This window comes from Photobacterium sp. CCB-ST2H9 (assembly GCF_023151555.2).
GTDB lineage: Bacteria > Pseudomonadota > Gammaproteobacteria > Enterobacterales > Vibrionaceae > Photobacterium.
This window is the reverse complement of record NZ_CP100425.1, coordinates 214,218-232,457: the sequence shown is the minus strand read 5'-3', so window position 1 is coordinate 232,457 and position 18,240 is coordinate 214,218. Positions and strand designations below refer to the sequence as shown.

General features: G+C 51.6%; 20 protein-coding genes. 12 read left to right on the top strand and 8 right to left on the bottom strand.

From position 1 onward, the window contains the following. Positions 1-36: 36 nt before the first annotated feature. The 6 genes from lpxM (at position 37) to waaA (ending at position 6,824) form a co-directional block, all read left to right on the top strand. A complete protein-coding gene (gene lpxM / locus L4174_RS00980) occupies positions 37-1,020 on the top strand; it encodes a lauroyl-Kdo(2)-lipid IV(A) myristoyltransferase (RefSeq protein ID WP_254589110.1) in 984 nt (327 codons plus the stop codon). Between the two features lie 45 nt (positions 1,021-1,065). After that, positions 1,066-2,307, top strand: coding sequence for an O-antigen ligase (locus L4174_RS00975; RefSeq protein ID WP_248144464.1), 1,242 nt, complete (start codon positions 1,066-1,068; stop codon positions 2,305-2,307). Further along, positions 2,289-3,452, top strand: a complete 1,164-nt coding sequence (locus L4174_RS00970; protein WP_248144465.1) for a glycosyltransferase — start codon at positions 2,289-2,291, stop codon at positions 3,450-3,452. The genes L4174_RS00975 and L4174_RS00970 overlap by 19 nt, the downstream gene beginning before the upstream one ends. Before the next feature lie 75 nt (positions 3,453-3,527). Beyond that, positions 3,528-4,556, top strand: a complete 1,029-nt coding sequence (gene waaF / locus L4174_RS00965) for a lipopolysaccharide heptosyltransferase II (protein ID WP_248144466.1) — start codon at positions 3,528-3,530, stop codon at positions 4,554-4,556. A 16-nt stretch (positions 4,557-4,572) separates the two neighbouring features. Further along, positions 4,573-5,541, top strand: coding sequence for a glycosyl transferase family 90 (locus tag L4174_RS00960; RefSeq protein ID WP_248144467.1), 969 nt, complete (start codon positions 4,573-4,575; stop codon positions 5,539-5,541). Between the two features lie 8 nt (positions 5,542-5,549). After that, positions 5,550-6,824 carry a lipid IV(A) 3-deoxy-D-manno-octulosonic acid transferase gene (waaA, locus tag L4174_RS00955; protein ID WP_248144468.1) on the top strand — a complete coding sequence of 425 codons (1,275 nt, stop codon included), beginning with the start codon at positions 5,550-5,552 and terminating at the stop codon, positions 6,822-6,824. A gap of 23 nt (positions 6,825-6,847) precedes the next feature. On the opposite strand, the gene L4174_RS00950 is transcribed toward waaA, so the two are convergent. Next, positions 6,848-7,549 carry a 3-deoxy-D-manno-octulosonic acid kinase gene (locus tag L4174_RS00950; RefSeq protein WP_248144469.1) on the bottom strand — a complete coding sequence of 234 codons (702 nt, stop codon included), beginning with the start codon at positions 7,547-7,549 and terminating at the stop codon, positions 6,848-6,850. A 223-nt stretch (positions 7,550-7,772) separates the two neighbouring features. Between L4174_RS00950 and L4174_RS00945 the strand changes: the two genes are divergently transcribed. The 4 genes from L4174_RS00945 to coaD all read left to right on the top strand — a co-directional run bounded on the left by L4174_RS00945 (position 7,773) and on the right by coaD (position 11,304). After that, complete coding sequence (locus tag L4174_RS00945; RefSeq protein WP_248144470.1) at positions 7,773-8,831, top strand: glycosyltransferase family 9 protein; 1,059 nt, start codon at positions 7,773-7,775, stop codon at positions 8,829-8,831. 61 nt (positions 8,832-8,892) lie between these two features. Beyond that, positions 8,893-9,675 carry a glycosyltransferase family 2 protein gene (locus L4174_RS00940; protein WP_248144471.1) on the top strand — a complete coding sequence of 261 codons (783 nt, stop codon included), beginning with the start codon at positions 8,893-8,895 and terminating at the stop codon, positions 9,673-9,675. A 69-nt stretch (positions 9,676-9,744) separates the two neighbouring features. Then, positions 9,745-10,770: a glycosyltransferase family 4 protein gene (locus tag L4174_RS00935; RefSeq protein ID WP_248144472.1), complete on the top strand. Its 1,026-nt coding sequence runs from the start codon at positions 9,745-9,747 to the stop codon at positions 10,768-10,770. A 51-nt stretch (positions 10,771-10,821) separates the two neighbouring features. Continuing rightward, positions 10,822-11,304, top strand: coding sequence for a pantetheine-phosphate adenylyltransferase (coaD, locus tag L4174_RS00930; protein ID WP_248144473.1), 483 nt, complete (start codon positions 10,822-10,824; stop codon positions 11,302-11,304). A gap of 21 nt (positions 11,305-11,325) precedes the next feature. Here the strand turns inward: coaD and L4174_RS00925 are convergent, their stop codons facing one another. From L4174_RS00925 to radC, 6 genes are all read right to left on the bottom strand, one after another. Then, entirely contained in the window at positions 11,326-12,357 is a 1,032-nt protein-coding gene (locus tag L4174_RS00925) for an NAD-dependent epimerase (protein ID WP_248144474.1), read from the bottom strand. Between the two features lie 57 nt (positions 12,358-12,414). Next, positions 12,415-13,227 carry a bifunctional DNA-formamidopyrimidine glycosylase/DNA-(apurinic or apyrimidinic site) lyase gene (gene mutM / locus L4174_RS00920; RefSeq protein WP_248144475.1) on the bottom strand — a complete coding sequence of 271 codons (813 nt, stop codon included), beginning with the start codon at positions 13,225-13,227 and terminating at the stop codon, positions 12,415-12,417. Positions 13,228-13,259: 32 nt separating this feature from the next. Then, positions 13,260-13,748, bottom strand: a complete 489-nt coding sequence (locus L4174_RS00915; RefSeq protein WP_248144476.1) for a hypothetical protein — start codon at positions 13,746-13,748, stop codon at positions 13,260-13,262. A gap of 110 nt (positions 13,749-13,858) precedes the next feature. After that, on the bottom strand, positions 13,859-14,026 hold the full coding sequence (gene rpmG / locus L4174_RS00910) for a 50S ribosomal protein L33 (protein WP_004405486.1): 168 nt from the start codon (positions 14,024-14,026) through the stop codon (positions 13,859-13,861). A 14-nt stretch (positions 14,027-14,040) separates the two neighbouring features. Continuing rightward, positions 14,041-14,277, bottom strand: a complete 237-nt coding sequence (rpmB, locus tag L4174_RS00905) for a 50S ribosomal protein L28 (RefSeq protein ID WP_027250565.1) — start codon at positions 14,275-14,277, stop codon at positions 14,041-14,043. Positions 14,278-14,447: 170 nt separating this feature from the next. Next, positions 14,448-15,122, bottom strand: coding sequence for a DNA repair protein RadC (gene radC, locus L4174_RS00900; protein WP_248144477.1), 675 nt, complete (start codon positions 15,120-15,122; stop codon positions 14,448-14,450). A gap of 261 nt (positions 15,123-15,383) precedes the next feature. Between radC and coaBC the strand changes: the two genes are divergently transcribed. Next, the gene (coaBC, locus tag L4174_RS00895) at positions 15,384-16,595 is read left to right on the top strand and encodes a bifunctional phosphopantothenoylcysteine decarboxylase/phosphopantothenate--cysteine ligase CoaBC (protein WP_248144478.1); all 1,212 of its coding nucleotides are present in this window, start codon (positions 15,384-15,386) and stop codon (positions 16,593-16,595) included. Between the two features lie 205 nt (positions 16,596-16,800). Then, entirely contained in the window at positions 16,801-17,391 is a 591-nt protein-coding gene (gene slmA / locus L4174_RS00890) for a nucleoid occlusion factor SlmA (RefSeq protein ID WP_248144479.1), read from the top strand. A 102-nt stretch (positions 17,392-17,493) separates the two neighbouring features. Here slmA and pyrE read toward each other — a convergent pair whose 3' ends face one another. Beyond that, entirely contained in the window at positions 17,494-18,135 is a 642-nt protein-coding gene (gene pyrE, locus L4174_RS00885; RefSeq protein ID WP_248144480.1) for an orotate phosphoribosyltransferase, read from the bottom strand. Positions 18,136-18,240 lie beyond the last annotated feature (105 nt).

The window sequence follows — 18,240 nt, the reverse complement described above, 5'->3', positions numbered from 1 at the left end:
ACAAGCTGCAGTTGTGCAACAGCATGAGAACATTCGGTGATACCCTTGCGAGTATTAGACCCTCGGCCACCTTCCGGTTACGATCCACAGTTTCAGTGGCATTTCCTGCATCCTAAGCACTGGGGCACCTGGCTGGCCACCGGTTTTTTATTGTTATTTGCCCTGCTGCCGTGGCGAGTTCGCGATCCAATTGCAGCTTTTCTCGGCCGTCAGATTGGACGGATTGCAAAAAAAGCGCGGCAGAGAGCTCAGGTCAACCTGACATTATGTTTTCCAGAACAAACACCTGCAGAACGTGAGACCATGATTGATGACATGTTTGCCGTTGCTGCTCAGGTCGTCCTTGGTATGGGTGAGCTCAGCCTCAAAAGCCGGCGTCACTTACAGAAACGTACGCAAGTTTTTGGCGAAAATCATCTCAATCGCCTGCTGGAACAGGATAAGAAAATTATCCTGTTAGTGCCGCACTGCTGGGCAATTGATTTTCCTGCGATTTATCTGGCTTCTGTCAATTTACCCATCGTTGGCATGATCAAACCCCAACACCGACAACCAATCTACGACTGGCTGATCAGCAAACAACGTTTGCAATACGGCGGTGCCTGCTACACACGCCAAGAAGGGCTCAAGCCATATATTAAAGCGATTAAGGAAGGATATCTGGGCTATTATCTGCCAGATGAAGATTTTGGTCCGGAGCAGAGCCAATTTACTGACTTTTTTGCGACAAAAAAAGCAACATTTTCCGGTTTAGGAAAAATTGCCCGTATCACCAGTGCAACAATTTTGCCGATGATGCCGGTTTATAATGCAACGACTGGCAAATTTGAAATCCACATTCATCCGCCGATTGATGCGCTTCCAACTGGCGATCAGCAATTGGATGCGACTCTGTTAGCAGAGGCTTTAGAAAACATGGTCTCTCCGTATCCGACACAGTACATGTGGAACCTACGTCTGTTAAAAACCCGGCCAAACCAAGAGCCGAATCCATATAAGTATTTACAGATACCCTTTTAACTTATGACGAATATTCTCTCCAATAAGCGTTACTTTCAGGGGTTCATGCTGTTCACAATCGTCCTGTACGCCAGCACGAATTTCTTTGCATCAGCTCTCACAGATTTTGCTAAAGGGATCTTATCTCTTGCCTCCGTTTATCTGCTGATAAAAAATCCGGAAAACATACGACGCGAACCCTTGGTCATCATTCTGATTCTAATGATTACGTCTTCGGTAGCGACGTGGATTTCCGTATATTATTTAGCGCCAGAGTATTCACCCGGCGGGCCTAAAATTGACCGGCTGACAAAACTGTTTTTGTTTATCCCCATTGCCTGGTGGCTAGCGGGACGCGAGCAGCGTATCACCCAGCTTCTCCTGATCACTTTTGTCGGCTTTTTGATTGGCTGTGCAATGAATGGCGGTGGCTTTACAGAGCTTCTGCGTGCCTTTGATGGCCGCCGGGTCGATTTTGGCATTCGCAATGCCCAACACACCGGCATGGTATTCGGTCTGATGGTTCTGGCCAGCTTTATCATCGGCCTGTTTCCCAGCAAAGGATCATCTCGGTTTGTACTTCGGGTTACTCTGTCCTCAATCTTTTTCACACTGGGCATCATCGGCGTGATTGTGACCCAATCCCGTCAGGTGTGGCTGGCTTTAATTACTGCCTTTATCCTGAGTTCTTTCGCTCTGGTGCTGGTACAAAAAAAGCGCAACTTGCGCCAAATCATTTTTTCGCTACTGACCATTACCCTCGTATCCTGTACCCTGGTTTTCAGCGATGTCGGCCAAAGCCGCTTCCATGAAGCAACCCAAACCTTAGAGATTGCAGAAAACGGTAAAATTCCAGACTCAAGTACAGGAATACGTCTGCAAACCTGGCTAGAAGCTGCTAAATGGATTAAAGAAAAACCTTTACTCGGCTGGGACAGCGATGCTCGACATTTGGTCATCAGTGAATCAACCACACTGTCAAAAATGATCCGCACTCACTACGGACACCTGCATAATTTCCATATTGAGACCCTGCTCTCTTATGGACTCATTGGTCTACTGCTGATGTGGTCCATTTATGGTCGCATACTGTACTGTACATATAAAATCAAAGACTGTACCCGGCACGGCAGCTACTGGTTTATTTTTAGTGTCGCTTTCGTGACCTATTGGATGGTTATCAACAACTTCGAGTCGTTTAACTCATTCTGGACTGGTGTCTTTATGCAAAACATCATAATGGCCTGCCTGTTTGCCCGCTATCTGACCGTGACAAGGAAAATGAAAGAATGCGAATCGCCATTGTAGTCCGTTCTTTGCGGATTGGCGGCATGGAACGCGTCGCCGTAAATCTGGCAGATGCTTTCCATGACCTCGGCCATCAGGTTGATTTGATCTACCTGAAGAACAACCCGGTCGAACTAACCCCGGATAACAAAACTATCCCGATCCATCAGTTTTATCTGGACAAGATAATGATGAAAACCGGGATTGGTATCCTATGGGAAGCTTTTGCACGCATCATGAACGGCCTGCTGCCCAAAAGCCTTTTTGTCTGGAAAGGTCTGGTGCAAAGCCCCTTGTTTCGCTACAAGCTCAGACAACTGGAAAAGCAAGGCCAGCCATTCGACCTGATTATTATGCGTGGTCAGGGCACTTTCGAGTTGGTATGGAATCACAAAGATCCACGGGTCATTCAGGTCTGTGAAAACATCTTTGCCAAAGGTAACCCAAACAGGCTGCAGTCCTGGTATGCCAAGCTACTATTTCAGAACAGAACCGTATCCTGTGTCTCTCAGCCTGTATTGGATAATTTCACCACCTATCAACAAACCGCAGGTTTTCAAGTTGCAAAACTGGCAGCTATCACCAATCCGATGGACAGCAACAAAATTGCCCGCAAAGCCATGGAGCCAGTCTCGGAAATACCCGATGCGCCATATCTGCTCGGCCTGGGCCGCTTTGTCGATCAGAAAGACTTCCCTTTACTGATCAATGCTTATGCGTTACTGGTGAAAAAATATCATATCCAGCACCAATTAGTTCTGGTCGGCGATGGTCGCGACAAAGAAAAACTGAAAAACCTCATCACCTCACTCGGTATTGAAGACAAAGTTCTGATGCCTGGTTCCACCCTGACGCCATATCCTTGGATGCATCATAGCGATTTGTTTATTCTGAGCTCTAAATTCGAAGGGCTTGGTATGGTCATCATCGAAGCTTTTGCTGCAGGAACGAATGCCGTCACCACCCACTGTCCAGGCGGTGTGCAGTTTGTCATGGATTCTCCGGCCCTGCAGGAACAAATGGCAGACATGACTCCGGAAGCGCTGGCGTCAACGATATATACAACATTGCAAAAGTCACGTCCCGAAGCAGATATTGCGCGGGTATTGCAGCGACATGACCCAGCAGCGATTGCGAATCAGTTCATTGCACTGGCGACCGACTAAAGCCAAGAACTCAATTCCGTTGGATGAACGGGATTCTTATTACCAAAAATCTGAGATGTACAAAGGTTTACCCCTATGAAAATTCTGGTAGTGGGCCCGTCATGGGTCGGCGATATGGTGATGTCACAATGCCTGTACATTAGCCTGAAACAACGCCATCCAGAGGCTGACATTGATGTCCTGGCACCTGCCTGGTGCCGGCCAATTCTGGAACGGATGCCAGAAGTAAACCGTGCCATTGATATGCCCATCGGCCACGGTGCGTTTAACCTAAAAGGGCGCTATCGTATTGGGAAATCCCTTCGCGAAGCCAGCTATGATCAGGCATTGATTATGCCAAACTCAGCCAAATCAGCCCTGATTCCATTGTTTGCCAAAATTCCGGTCCGGACCGGCTGGAAAGGAGAAAGTCGTTACGGACTGCTCACAGACCTGCGCAGCAATAAACGTGAGTTTGGTCTGGTGATTGAGCGCTATAGTGCGCTGGCTTACCCTAAAAATGAAATGACCAGCAGCGCAGCCCTGCCGCCATTACCGAGACCGGCCCTGACCATTGACCCAAACAAGCAGTCAGCAGCCATCTCACGCCTCGCGCTTTCTCAGGATCGTCCGGTGATCGGTCTGTGCCCCGGTGCTGAATTCGGCCCGGCGAAACGCTGGCCGGAAGCTTATTTCACACAGGTTGCTCAACGCATGATTGAGCAGGGCCAACAAGTCTGGCTGTTTGGTTCAGCCAAAGATCAACCGGTCACTTCAGCGATCCGAAACGGGCTGCCTGATGACCTACAACAACACTGCCATGACCTGGCCGGACAAACCAGTCTGATTGAAGCCGTGGATCTGCTGGCTCTCTGCCATACAGTCGTCAGTAATGATTCCGGTCTGATGCATGTGGCCGCAGCGGTCGGCTGTAAAGTCGTGGCAATCTATGGCTCAACCTCACCGGACTATACCCCGCCGTTGGCGGAAGAAGTCGCCATTGTCCACACTGACATTGAATGCCGGCCCTGCTTTAAGCGAGAGTGTCCTTACGGTCATCTGAAATGCCTGAAAGAACTGCCTGCAGAGCGTGTGATTCAAGCTATCAATGATTTGGCCGAATAACGCTGGAGCAATAACGTTGATACGATTACACAACAGGCAAAAGAACAGCAAATTTTCTTTTTACAGCAAAAATGCCCTGCGTTCCCTGACGCCAAAATTGTTTTACCAGCGCCGGCTCAGGTACCTGCTGAATACCCTGGATCAGTATGACAGAAATTACATCGCATCCCGGGTCGATTATTACCTGAAACATACGCATGCATTCACCCTGCCGAACGAAAAATCTGTAGCGATTCGGAATTACCGGAAAAAGGGGCAAAGTGCGTATTTCTATGATCTCAAAGAGTACCTGAATTACTTTGACCATAATTTCAAAGTAGCTTACCGATTCGGTGATGATACCCATATTGAACCATACCCTTTTCTGGTCAAAGCCAGACCGGTTCACGGTGACAATGACAACGCAGTGCTGTTCAAACTCAATAAAGTCAGGCACTTCAATTTCATTCATGACAGCAAAAGTTTCCGAGAGAAGAAGGACATGCTGGTTTGGCGAGGGGCAGCTCACCAAGAGCACCGTAAGCAGATGGTTCGGTCGTGCTATAACCTGCCTCACGGTGACATCGGACAGGTGAATGAAAACGAAGGCCAGGTACCTTGGCTGAAAGGATTTCTGAGCATTGACGAGCAGCTCGACTACAAATTCATTCTTTGTATTGAAGGCAAGGACGTCGCCACCAACCTGAAATGGGCTATGTCTTCCAACTCACTGTGCATGATGCCAAAACCAAAATATGAAACCTGGTTTATGGAAGGAACTCTGAAGGCTGGCGTTCATTATGTCGAGCTGAAGGATGATTGCTCAGATATCGAAGAGAAAGTGCAATACTACAGCCAGCACCCGGAAGCGGCTGAAGCAATCATTGCCAACGCACATGAGCATGTTCATCAGTTCTGTCATCCCCAACGGGAGAAACTGATTGGTTTACTGGTTCTGAAAAAATACTTTGAACTGTCCGGGCAGTGGCAGTCCCGCCACGAATGAGAGGATTAATGCTGCGTTTTCTCTACACCTGTTTATTAACACTGGTTGCCCCCGTACTGTTGCTCTCTCTCTATAAAAAGCGTCCCGGTGTCCCGCCTGTCGGCAAACGGTGGAAAGAACATTTTGGGTTCAGTCCCAGAGTCCAGGGCCACCAGCCTTTGTGGATCCATGCCGTTTCAGTCGGTGAAACACTGGCTGTCACCCCGCTCATCAAAGTGCTAAAAGCCCGTTATCCAACATTGCCGATTTTGCTGACCACCACGACAGCCACTGGAGCTGAACAGGCAGCCAGACTTGGCGAGTTGGTTGAACATCGTTACATGCCACTGGATTTTCCCTGGGCGTTACGTCGTTTTCTGAAAAAACAGCAACCGCGTGCCCTGTGTATCATGGAAACCGAACTCTGGCCCAACACTCTTGCAGCGGCCAGGCAGGCAGGTCTACCTGTGACTGTCCTGAACGCCCGCCTGTCGGAACGTTCCTGCCAGCGCTATGCGAAGGTACAGCCACTGTTTCACCTGCTGGCCAATCATCTCGATCGGGTTCTCTGCCAGCACCGTGACGACGCCGACCGCTTCATCCGGCTCGGTGTCCCTTCGCAAGCCGTACAGATCACTGGCTCCATCAAGTTTGACATTTCTCTCCCTGAAGGGTTGATACAAGCCAGCACAGCACTGAGAGAAGAGCTGGGCAGCCAGCGTCCGGTCTGGATTGCAGCCAGCACCCACGCCGGTGAAGACGAACAAGTGCTGGAAGCCCATCGTCAGGTTCTGGCATCTCATCCGGATACCCTGCTGATTTTGGTTCCCCGGCATCCGGAACGTTTTGATGCGGTCCATGCCTTGTGCCTGCAGCACGGATTTACCACCGCCCGCCGAACACAACCGGAAACACGACTCGCAGAGCAACAAATCTATCTGGCCGATACCATGGGAGAAATGATGCTGCTGCTGGGAGCCTGTGATCTGGCGTTTGTCGGCGGCAGCCTGATTGGGGACAAAGTCGGCGGTCATAACCTGCTGGAACCGGCCGCTCTGGCGAAACCGATCCTCACCGGACCCAGTTATTACAATTTTACCGACATTACGACCCAGCTGTTGAATGCAGGCGGAGCTGAAGTTATTGACGATAGCAAAGGTTTAGCCGAAACCGTTACACGACTGCTGGAAAGCCCGGAGACACAGTCTCAAATGGGGCAAGCTGCGCTGGCAGTCGTGAACGCCAATCAGGGTGCTATTGAACGTACCCTGACCGCACTGACAGCCAGTATCTCTGCAAGATAAATCCGGCCGCTGGAGTAATCCGATTACCCACCGTAGCCAACAAGCAGTTGCTGCCAGTCTGATGCCTGCCATTGAATGCCCGCCTTATCGACTTCTTTCACAAAAGAGCGATGCAGGCGGGACAAATTTGCGGCTTTCCAGTGCTCACCATCTGTCAGGCTGCATTTATCAAAGTCGATCAGCCAGATTTGCTCTTCGCGATCGAGCAAAATATTATGCGCATTTAAATCAGTATGATTGACCTGACTGTCATGCATCTTGCGGATCATCGCGCCCACAGCCTGCCACTGCAATTCAGACAGCGGTCCTTGCTGCAGCCTATCCACCAAATCAGTGGCATCCGGCACTTTTTCTGTAAGTAAATCTGCGCGATAGAACAAACCGGCTTTACATACTCTGGCAGCGACCGGACGCGGTACCCGTACCCCTTTCGCCACCAGATGCTGCAATAGTGCAAATTCCGCCATACTCCGGCAGGATGCCCAGTCAGAGAAGCGGTACTGATCTTTCACCAGTTTCCCGAACAGACCGCCGCGATAATAATGGCGCAAAGCCATGTCGACTTCCTGTCCCCGGACAAACCAGGTCGTCCCCCGCCCACGGGCACTGCCGGTCACAGCCTGCTGTCGCTGCCAGAAATCCGGTTCAAAGCACTGCCAGGGATCTTCTGCCAGCAAAACCGGGTCAAACATCACCCGACAGTTATCCTGCTCCCGTATTTCCATGAACCTGTATCCCAAACGGCTGAAAAACACTATTTTATACGGGATTGCCGGGGTTCGTCATGTTCGGAACGGGTTCTTTGCCGGACGTTCACGTCATACTCACACTCTGAACGCTCAGCGTGCACTTCGTGCACACTCAGTGAACACAAATCACGCTGATTCCGGTCATCGAAATGTATATAATTCCAAACCACGCAAATGCATCATTTTATAAGCAGGTGTCATGAGTTTATTCACTTCCGCTCCCGAATCACTGTGTATCCTTCGCCTGTCGGCGATTGGTGATGTCTGTAACAGTATTGCCATGGCGCAGGCGATTCAGCGACAGTGGCCCGAGACGCGGCTGACCTGGATATGTGGCAAAGTAGAAGCACGACTGCTGAAAGGACTGCCGGGGATCCGTGTGATTGTCTTTGACAAAAAACAGGGTTGGCAGGGCTATAAAGCCGTCTGGCAAGCGCTGAAAGGTGAACGCTTTGACGCCCTGCTGCACATGCAGACCGCGATTCGTGCCAGCATTGTCAGCCTGGGGATCAAGGCGAAATTTAAGCTGGGGTTTGATGCCGCCCGCAGCAGCGATCTGCAGCAGCTCTTCACCAATGTCAAAGTAAAATCACCGGACGCTCCCCACGTCCTGGACGGTTTTATGCAATTCGCCGCCACGCTGGGAGTGACCGATCTGACCCCGAGCTGGGAGATCCCGCTGTCGGAAGAAGACCAGCGCTGGGCGGATCAGCATATCTATCAGGACAACACGCTGGTCATTGCCCCGGCGGCCAGTAAGGGCTATAAAAACTGGACAGCAGAAGGCTATGCAGCGCTGGCAAAGCATGCTCATCAGCAGGGCTTCGCCGTGATTCTGGCTGGGAGTCCGGCAAAGATTGAGGTCGATTTAGGGAATGCGATTGAAGCCAGACTCGACTTTCCGGTGAACAACCTGATTGGTCAGAGCAGCCTGAAGCAACTGCTCGCTCTCTTACAGAGAGCCGCACTGGTCTGTGCCCCGGATACTGGTCCGGCCCACATGGCTGTTGCGGTCGGCACCCCGGTTCTTGGCCTCTATGCACATCATAACCCTGAACGAACCGGTCCCTATTTATCCCGGCAATATGTAGTCAGTGTTTACGATGAATGCATCCGGGAAGAAACCGGTCAATCTCCTGAGCAACTGCCATGGCGCAGCCGGGTAAAAAATCTGGAAGCCATGGCTAAAATCCAGGTCTCGGAGGTAACTGAGATGTTTGATAAAATTGTCACCGAACATTCCCTTAACTCACAGTGATTGCTACTCTCTGTGGCACCGCGCGAACTTAATTACGAGATGTCCTCAATAAGGCAACAATATGATCACTGGTAATATCATCACACTCAATGAGTCCAAAAATATCGTTGAATGTATTCAATCCCTTCAATCTGTCTGTGATGAGATTTATGTGATCGACTCACTCAGCAGCGATAACACCGTAGAACTGGCCCGTCAACACGGTGCCATCGTTGTCGAGCAACCTTATCTTGGCGATGGCATTCAAAAGAACGTTGTACTGCAGCATGCAAAAAATGACTGGATTTTATCCATCGATGCTGATGAACGGCTGACTCCGGAGGCGATTGAAGAAATCAAAGCACTGGATCTGACTTCAACGTCATTTGATGCTTTTGCCTTTAAACGCCGTAACTACATCGGCAGCCGCTGGATCAAACACTGCGGCTGGTATCCGGATCAGTGCACCCGTTTATACAACAAGAACAAGACACGCTTTGCCGATGTCAAACAGCATGCTTCTGTCAAAGCTGAGCATGTCAAACTCCTCAGTCACGACATTATCCATTATTCGTTTGAAAACCTCGGTCAGTTATTTGCGAAACCAAACCGCAATTTCAGTACCCGGGCTGCCAAAATCATGTACAAAAAAGGGAAACGTGCCAATGCATTTTCGCCCTTTGTCCATGGACTGAGTGCTTTCATACGCAAGTATTTGTTTCAGAGAGGCTTCCTTGGTGGCGTGGATGGTATGACCGTCGCACTGAGTGCAGCTGTGAACAGCTACCTGAAATATGCCAAACTGCTGGAATATCAGCGTGATCCCAAAGTTCTGGAAAACGAAGACTTCAACAAAGTCTGGTAACAGTTCTGGTCACCCGTTCCGATATAAGCTCTCAGGACGGTTTTCACTTGTTAACAAGGATCTCTAAACATGCACATCTGCCATGTGAATCTTGCCACCGGCTTCAGTGGTGGCGAGCAGCAGACGCTGCAACTGATCAAACAGCAGCGCAAAATGGGCTATACACTGACGGTCGTCACCAACCCGCGTAGTCCGTTTGCAGCCAAAGCAGAAGCACTTGGCTGCCGCATGGTGCTGATCAAGCACTTCCTGCTGGGGCATCGTGCTGCGATAACCAAACACTGTCAGGCAATTCATGTCCACGAAGGACGGGCTATCTATTGGGCCTGGATTCAGTCAAAGCTGTTCGACTGCCCGTACATTGTGACCCGGCGTATCGACAACCCGCTCAAAGATCGCTGGTTACTGAAAAAAAGCTATCATGATGCCAGCGTAACCATTGGTCTGAGCACGGCCATCGTGGACTGTATTCAGGCGAAAGTGCCGAATCAACGGCCGCATAAGATTCCCAGTTCACCCGTGGTTTACCCGGTCAATGACACTGAAGTGAACGCCATCCGCAGCCAGTTCAGCGACAAATTTCTGGTCATCCATGCCGCCAACCTGCTCAAGCACAAAGGCTTTAATGTCACCATCGAAGCCGCCCGTTTGCTTGAACAACAGGCACCTCAGGTTCATATTGCCATTCTGGGAGACGGCAAACTGCGCGCCGAGCTGGAAGCCCAGGCGCAGGGATTAACCAATATCAGCTTCATGGGAAAACAGTCGAACATGGGGGACTGGTTCGCAGCAGCGGACCTTCAGGTACATCCTTCCCATACTGAAGGACTCGGCTCGGTGATCCTTGAAGGGATGAAAGCGGGCTTACCTGTGATCGCAACCCGTGCCGGGGGTATCCCGGATATTATTGATCATGGCATCAACGGCGAGCTGATCCCAGTCGGAGACAGCCGGCAACTGGCAGAAGCCATTGCTCGCGTAGCCAGGGACAGTGCTCTCCGTGAGCGATATATCGAAGCCGGTCAGGAAAAAATGAAGCTGTTTGATATTGCAGCGACAGCCAAAGACTACGAAGCCATTTACAACAGCTTGTAAAGAATGGCGCCCGACATCAATTTCACAGGACATACAGAAAGGAATGCTGAGATGACAACCCGAGTAATCTATCCCGGTACCTTTGACCCGATTACCAACGGCCACCAGGATCTGATCGAGCGTGCGGCTGCCATGTTCGATCATGTGGTTGTTGGCATCGCTTTCAGCCCGAGTAAAAAGCCGCTGTTTGATTTGCAGGAACGGGTGAATCTGGCGAAAGCCGTCACCAGCCACCTGGAGAATGTTGAAGTTGTGGGTTTTTCAGGCCTGCTGGTTGATTTCGCCCGTGAGCATCAGGCCAATATTCTGGTGCGCGGTCTGCGTGCAGTCTCGGATTTTGAATATGAATTCCAACTTGCCAATATGAACCGCCGCCTGATGCCGGAACTCGAAACGGTGTTCCTGACCCCGGCCGAAGAGAACTCATTTATCTCATCAACCATCGTCAAGGAAGTCGCACTGCACAAGGGTCAGGTGGACCAGTTCGTACACCCGACCATTGCTCAGGCCCTGAGAGACAAACTGGCGGAATAATCCTGAATATGCGGTACCGCCTCAGTGTGCCGCAATCTTTCCCTGTGCACTCTGACCGTAATAATCCAGATACCAGTCAACAAATCGTTGCACGCCCGCTTCCACGCTCACCTGAGGCCGGAAACCAGTCACAGCAAACAAGTCTTCTGTTTCCGCATACGTCGCATATACATCACCCGGCTGCATTGGCATGTAGTTCTTGATGGCTTCCCGGCCCAGCGCTTTTTCCAGTGCCGCAATAAAATCCATCAGCTTTACGGGTTGACCATGCCCCAAGTTGTAAACACAGTAAGGGGCTGAGCTGGTAGCCGGCGATCCGGTTTCAACCAGCCAGTCGGGCTGGGAGGTCGGAATCACGTCCTGAATCCGCACGACCCCTTCGACGATATCATCAATGTAGGTAAAATCGCGCAGCATGTCCCCCTGGTTATAAATATCAATCGGCTGACTGGCCAGCATGGCCTCCGTAAACATAAACAGTGCCATATCGGGTCTGCCCCAGGGGCCATAAACGGTGAAAAAACGAAGACCTGTGGTCGGAATTCCGTAAAGGTGGGAATAGGTGTGCGCCATCAGCTCATTGGCTTTTTTGGTTGCTGCATAGAGAGAAACGGGGTGATCAACACTGTCATCCGTCGATAGCGGCAGTTTGCGGTTCAGGCCGTAAACCGAACTGGAAGATGCATAGACCAGATGCTCAATCTGATGACGACGACAGCCTTCCAGAATGGTCAGGTGACCCGTCAGGTTACTGTCAGCATAGGTCATGGGATTATCCAGGGAGTAGCGCACGCCAGCCTGCGCCGCCAGATGGATCACCCGATCGAACTGATGCGCCAAAAACAGCCGTGCAATGGCTTCCCGGTCGGCCAGATCGCAGTCCAGTACTAATAATGCCGGATGGGTAATCCGCTGCACCCGGGCCTGTTTCAGTTTCACATCATAGTAGCTGTTGAAGTTGTCAATCCCGACCACTTCATGACCCAGGCTGCAGAGCCGCTGAGCCACGGCACTGCCGATAAATCCTGCCACGCCAGTTACCAGATAACGCATGCTCACATCTCCTTTTCATTCCCTAAAAACAGAGTGAGGCCGTGATTACATATGAATTTACAGGGGCTGGCACCCGCTACAGAAGACTGTAGCACGTTGCCCGATTTTGGCCTCGTTGAGTCGTTGGCCACAACGTGGGCACGGCTGACCTGCCTTGCCATACACTTGCAGCTCCTGGGCAAAGTAGCCGGGCTTACCGTCACTCTGCCTGAAATCTTTTAAGGTGGTGCCGCCCTGCGTAATCGCTTTGTTCAGCACGCTTTTAATTTCGTCAACCAATAAACTCAGTCGTTCCGGTGACAATGAGCCTGCTGGCGCCTGAGGATGAATCCCCGCCGAGAACAAGGACTCATTGGCATAGATATTCCCGACCCCCACGACCACCTGGTTATCCATGATGAACTGCTTAATCACCGTACGTTTCCCTTGGGCTTTGCCGATCAGATACGGTGTATTGAATTCCTCACTCAACGGTTCCGGCCCCAGTTTACTCAGCACCGGGTGCTCGCTGTCGCGTTCCTGCCACAGCCAGGCACCGAACCGGCGGGGGTCGTTGTAACGCAGAACTTCACCACTGGCCAGCTTCACATCAACGTGATCATGTTTCGCCGGCGGAACATCCTCCGGAAGAATCCGTAAACTGCCAGACATACCCAGATGGATAATGGCGAAACCGGCATCGGTTTCCAACAGCAGGTACTTGGCTCTGCGACTGACCCCGCGAATTGTCTGCCCTTGCAGCAACTGAAGCTCGGCAGGGACCGGCCAGCGCAAACTGGGGTTGCGCACCGTCACCTGAGTGACGGTCTGACCAACCACATGCGGGGTGATCCCCATACGACTGACTTCAACTTCGGGTAATTCTGGCATCTTCTTTCCGGATTCTCTGGTGAAACATAAGTTCAGGTGGCGGGAAACAGATAACCGGGTTCTACGGTAATAGCCAGCCACTCCCCTGCCCAGTTTTGCAACAGCCAGAACTGAGGAAGCTGATAAACCGTCAACCGGTAGGGCTCAGCCTGATCGGTCAGCCATACTTCGACGCTCCGTGGTGCGGTCAGCTTGTCGCTCAAACGGGCATAAGTATCGGCATCCACTTTTGTTCCGGCTATCCCGGACCAGTGGGAAACAATCACCGCAGGATCATCGGAAATGGCAGGTTCAGACTGCCAGACTCCGGCCTGCTGGCTGAAAATGACATCAGGCAAGACCAGTTTCTCGATACGGCTTTCAGACGGCAGTAAACGGACCAGACCCGCCGTGTCCTGCGTCGTGGCAGAGGGTTCCGGGATCAGGCGCTGCCTGAGCAGTTCAGGGAGCTGAATGATGGCGACAAAAAGCAATACACCAATGATAACTAAATTGTTCCAGCCACGGCGTGTCAGTTTCATCCGGCCTCCATCTGCATCCATTGAACTCCGATGATAATCTGCTTGCCAACTGACAGCCATAAAAAAACCCAGCCTTGGCTGGGTTTTTATCAAAAAGCAAAAGAAACCAATTACTTGATTTTTGCTTCTTTGTACATAACGTGCTTACGGACAACTGGATCAAATTTCTTGATCTCAAATTTGCCTGGCATGTTACGCTTGTTTTTGTCGGTAGTGTAGAAGTGACCTGTGCCGGCAGATGATACCAGACGGATCTTCTCACGAATGCCTTTAGCCATTGCTTAGAATCCTCTTAAACGTTCTCGCCGCGAGCACGCATTTCAGACAGAACGGTATCGATACCTTTCTTGTCAATGATACGCATGCCTTTCGCAGAAAGGCGTAGTTTAACGAAGCGTTTTTCGCTTTCTACCCAGAAACGATGAGTTTGCAGGTTCGGCAGAAAACGACGCTTGGTGGCATTACGTGCGTGTGAACGGTTGTTACCCGTTACAGGACGTTTACCAGTTACTTGGCATACTCGGGACATTACTGTCTTCTCCAAATCGTTTCAGCTCGATATCAACCGCGATTAACCGAACGCAAAAAGCATTCCATCTAACCGAAGCTATCAAAGGTCGCGCATTATACTAAGTCAAAACCAGTTGCTCAAGTCCCGAGCAGATCCTTTCTTGTCTTTTTGATCAATTTCGGCCTACTTTATAGCCAACCTCGTTCAGCAAAAGAAACCACTTCACCATCACCAACAACGAAGTGATCGAGGATCCGAATGTCCACCAGGGCCAGCGCATCGCTGATCCTCCGCGTAATTCGCCGATCGGCCTGACTTGGCTCCGCTACGCCTGAGGGGTGATTATGCGCTAAAATCAGCGCCGCTGCATTAAGTTCGAGTGATCTTTTTACAACTTCACGCGGATACACGCTGGCCGCATCAATTGTTCCCTCAAACATCACTTCGCCACGGATCACCCGGTGTTGGTTATCCAGAAACAACACAAAAAATGCTTCTCGGTGTCGATCTCGCAGCAAATGGCTCAGATAGCGCCGGGTTTGTTCCGGGCTGGTCAGCGCCTCACCACGTTCCATCCGCTCAGTCAGATAACGCAGACTCATTTCCAACACGGCCTGCAACTGAACAAATTTTGCCGGGCCCAGTCCTTTATGCTGGCAAAAGCTTTGCAGGTCAGCCGCCAGTAAAGCCCGCAGGGACCCAAACGACTGCAGCAACTGCCCGGCTAACTCGATGACATTGGTACCGGGCAGACCGGTCCGCAGAAAAATCGCCAGTAATTCAGCATCCGACAATGTACTGGCCCCCCGTTGCAGTAATTTTTCTCTGGGCCTTGTCTCTTGAGGTAAATGCTTCAAAGCCATTCCGTTCCGATCCTCTGTGCTTATTTTGTTCAAGCAGAAGCGAGTCCCGGAAACAGTACAAAGACCACAAGTTGAAACTGCGGTATCCGCCGCAGGCCAGAGTCACAGTTACACTGCCTCTCACCACTTCTGTCGAGTGATTACCCGACAAGATGGTGATATAGCACAAGTAAACGGTCATTTTTCTCAGTACTAAAGCGATGAATCCGTTCCGCTTTGGTGATATCTTGTTGCCAGTTTTTTCAGGAAGCAGGCTATCGAATGAAAACACTGGCAGGAAAAAAAATACTTTTGGGGATCAGCGGCGGGATTGCAGCCTATAAGTGCGCAGAACTGACACGCCGGTTGATTGAGCGTGGCGCAGAGGTCCGTGTCGTCATGACCCCCGCCGCCAAGGAATTCATTACACCGCTGACCATGCAGGCCGTTTCCGGCAAGCCGGTGGCGGACAGCCTGCTCGATCCTGCCGCAGAAGCATCCATGGGTCACATTGAGCTCGCGAAGTGGGCTGACCTGGTGCTGCTGGCACCGGCCTCAGCAGATCTGATCGCCCGCCTGCGTGCCGGGATGGGGAACGATCTGCTGAGCACGCTGTGCTTGGCAACCAGTGCCCCGATTGCCGTCGCCCCGGCAATGAACCAGCAGATGTACCGTCAACCCTCGACTCAGGAGAATCTGGCTGTTCTGACCAGATGGGGACATCAGATCTGGGGACCGGCAAGTGGCGAACAGGCCTGTGGCGATGTCGGCCCGGGCCGGATGCTGGAGCCGATGGCACTGGTTGCTGAAATCGAAAACTTCTTCCGGCCACAGGATCTGGCAGGGGTACGCATTGCCATCACCGCCGGACCGACCCGGGAAGCGCTTGACCCGGTACGTTACCTGACCAACCACAGCTCCGGCAAAATGGGCTACGCCATTGCACAGGCTGCCGCAGAACGCGGTGCCAGCGTCACGCTGATCAGCGGCCCGGTCAGCCTGAACACCCCGGCAGGTGTCCAGAGAATCGATGTCGAGAGTGCAGTCGAAATGCATCAGGCTGCGACGGAACAGGCCCCTCTGCACGATATCTTTATCGGCTGTGCTGCCGTAGCTGATTTCCGCCCGGCAGAAATGGCTGAGCAGAAAATGAAGAAAAAACAGGGGCACGATGAGCTGGTACTGACACTGGTGAAAAATCCGGATATCATCGCCGCCGTTGCAGCAATGACGGAGCAGCGACCTTTCACCGTCGGCTTTGCCGCTGAGACGCAGGATGTCGCACGCTATGCCCGGGATAAACTGCAACGTAAAAACCTGGACCTGATCTGCGCCAATGACGTCGCCCGGCAGGGACAGGGATTCAACAGTGACACCAATGCCCTGCACCTGTACTGGCCAAAGGGTGACAAGGCGCTTCCACTGACTGACAAAACCTCGCTGGGGCGTCAGCTCATTGATGAAATCATCCAACGCTTCCGGCAGCAAAGCTGAGCCGCCTCGTCCATGTCGCTACTTCGTCCCCGCTGACGATAAACAGCTCACTGATTTTTGGCAGCCAGCTCTCAAGCTTACATTCTGGCTGCCGATACAGGTAACACTGCCTGATCCAGACACTTTCCATGCCCTTAGCGCATGGCTAAGATACTCAGGTTTTTCTGTCCGGACACAGTCTTATATCGAAAAGGAACGGTTATTCATGGCTGGCAATAAAAAAAACAACCGCCGCGAAGAAATCTTGCAGGCATTGGCTGAAATGCTGGAATCGAGCCAGGGCAGCCAACGCATTACCACCGCAAAACTGGCCGCACAGGTTGGCGTTTCCGAAGCCGCTCTGTATCGCCACTTTCCCAGCAAGGCCCGCATGTTTGAAGGCCTGATTGAGTTTATTGAAGACTCCATCACTACTCGTATCAACCGTATCCTGGATGACGAAAAAGACACCATGACCCGGCTGCGAATGGTCCTGCAACTGCTGTTAGTCTTTGCCGAGCGCAATCCGGGGCTGACCCGTATTATGACCGGTCACGCCCTGATGTTTGAACAGGATCGGCTCCAGTCACGCATCAACCAGCTGTTTGAGCGGATTGAAACCCAGCTCCGCCAGATTTTACGTGAGCGTAAGCTGCGAGAAGGCCGCGGTTTCCCGATCGATGAAAACATTCTTTCTGCCCAGCTGCTGGGTCAGGTAGAAGGCAGTTATAACCGCTATGTGCGCTCCAGCTTCCGACACAAGCCGAATGATAATTTCGACGCTTACTGGGACCTGCTGACCAATCAGCTGAGCTAACTTTCTCTCTTTCCCTTTCAGCTCTAGGACACGATCCCCCCGAAACCATCAAAAAAGGGCTGGCATCACTGCCAGCCCTTTACTGTTCCGGTCTGAAAGATATCAGATGCCGTACTGAGCGCGGTAAGCTTTCACCGCTTCCAGATGCGCTTCCATGCCATCCTGCTCTTCCAGATAGCTGACTACATCGCCCAGAGACACAATGGAAATCACAGCACAGCCAAAGTCACGCTCGACTTCCTGAATCGCTGACAGCTCGCCTTTGCCTTTTTCCTGACGATCAATCGCCACCAGCACGCCAGCCAGATCAGCACCATTCGCCTTGATGATTTCCATCGATTCGCGAATTGCGGTCCCGGCCGTGATCACGTCATCCACCAGCATGATACGCCCTTCCAGCGGACTGCCGACCAGATTGCCGCCTTCGCCGTGGTCTTTGGCTTCTTTACGGTTAAAGCAGTACGGGGTATCGATGTCGTGGTGATCCGCCAGGGCGACGGCCGTGGTGGTCGCGATAGGAATCCCTTTATAAGCCGGGCCAAACAGCACATCAAATGCAATGCCCGAATCGGCCAGTGCTGCGGCATAAAAACGGCCCAGACGTGCCAGATCACGACCGGTGTTAAACAAACCGGCATTGAAAAAGTACGGGCTCTTTCGGCCTGATTTCAGGGTGAACTCACCAAACTTCAGGACGCCTTTCTCTAAAGCGAATTCGATGAACTGACGCTGATATGCTTTCATTGTTTCTCCTCGAGCGATTGGTCGCATGCTCCAGCCGAAGGACAAGCGGCTGGCGAAATCCCGCAAGATCGGTGTTCTGCGGACAAAAAAAAGCGGCTCCAACAG

Excerpts from the sequence above, each read along its gene's own strand:
- pyrE (WP_248144480.1), bottom strand. The coding sequence starts at position 18,135 with ATGAAAGCATATCAGCGTCAGTTCATCGAATTCGCTTTAGAGAAAGGC.
- L4174_RS00935 (WP_248144472.1), top strand. The coding sequence starts at position 9,745 with ATGCACATCTGCCATGTGAATCTTGCCACCGGCTTCAGTGGTGGCGAG.
- rpmB (WP_027250565.1), bottom strand. The coding sequence starts at position 14,277 with ATGTCCCGAGTATGCCAAGTAACTGGTAAACGTCCTGTAACGGGTAAC.
- L4174_RS00925 (WP_248144474.1), bottom strand. The coding sequence starts at position 12,357 with ATGCGTTATCTGGTAACTGGCGTGGCAGGATTTATCGGCAGTGCCGTG.
- waaF (WP_248144466.1), top strand. The coding sequence starts at position 3,528 with ATGAAAATTCTGGTAGTGGGCCCGTCATGGGTCGGCGATATGGTGATG.
- mutM (WP_248144475.1), bottom strand. The coding sequence starts at position 13,227 with ATGCCAGAATTACCCGAAGTTGAAGTCAGTCGTATGGGGATCACCCCG.
- coaD (WP_248144473.1), top strand. The coding sequence starts at position 10,822 with ATGACAACCCGAGTAATCTATCCCGGTACCTTTGACCCGATTACCAAC.
- L4174_RS00975 (WP_248144464.1), top strand. The coding sequence starts at position 1,066 with ATGCTGTTCACAATCGTCCTGTACGCCAGCACGAATTTCTTTGCATCA.
- L4174_RS00945 (WP_248144470.1), top strand. The coding sequence starts at position 7,773 with ATGAGTTTATTCACTTCCGCTCCCGAATCACTGTGTATCCTTCGCCTG.
- L4174_RS00915 (WP_248144476.1), bottom strand. The coding sequence starts at position 13,748 with ATGAAACTGACACGCCGTGGCTGGAACAATTTAGTTATCATTGGTGTA.
- L4174_RS00970 (WP_248144465.1), top strand. The coding sequence starts at position 2,289 with ATGCGAATCGCCATTGTAGTCCGTTCTTTGCGGATTGGCGGCATGGAA.
- slmA (WP_248144479.1), top strand. The coding sequence starts at position 16,801 with ATGGCTGGCAATAAAAAAAACAACCGCCGCGAAGAAATCTTGCAGGCA.
- radC (WP_248144477.1), bottom strand. The coding sequence starts at position 15,122 with ATGGCTTTGAAGCATTTACCTCAAGAGACAAGGCCCAGAGAAAAATTA.
- rpmG (WP_004405486.1), bottom strand. The coding sequence starts at position 14,026 with ATGGCTAAAGGCATTCGTGAGAAGATCCGTCTGGTATCATCTGCCGGC.
- L4174_RS00940 (WP_248144471.1), top strand. The coding sequence starts at position 8,893 with ATGATCACTGGTAATATCATCACACTCAATGAGTCCAAAAATATCGTT.
- L4174_RS00950 (WP_248144469.1), bottom strand. The coding sequence starts at position 7,549 with ATGGAAATACGGGAGCAGGATAACTGTCGGGTGATGTTTGACCCGGTT.
- coaBC (WP_248144478.1), top strand. The coding sequence starts at position 15,384 with ATGAAAACACTGGCAGGAAAAAAAATACTTTTGGGGATCAGCGGCGGG.
- waaA (WP_248144468.1), top strand. The coding sequence starts at position 5,550 with ATGCTGCGTTTTCTCTACACCTGTTTATTAACACTGGTTGCCCCCGTA.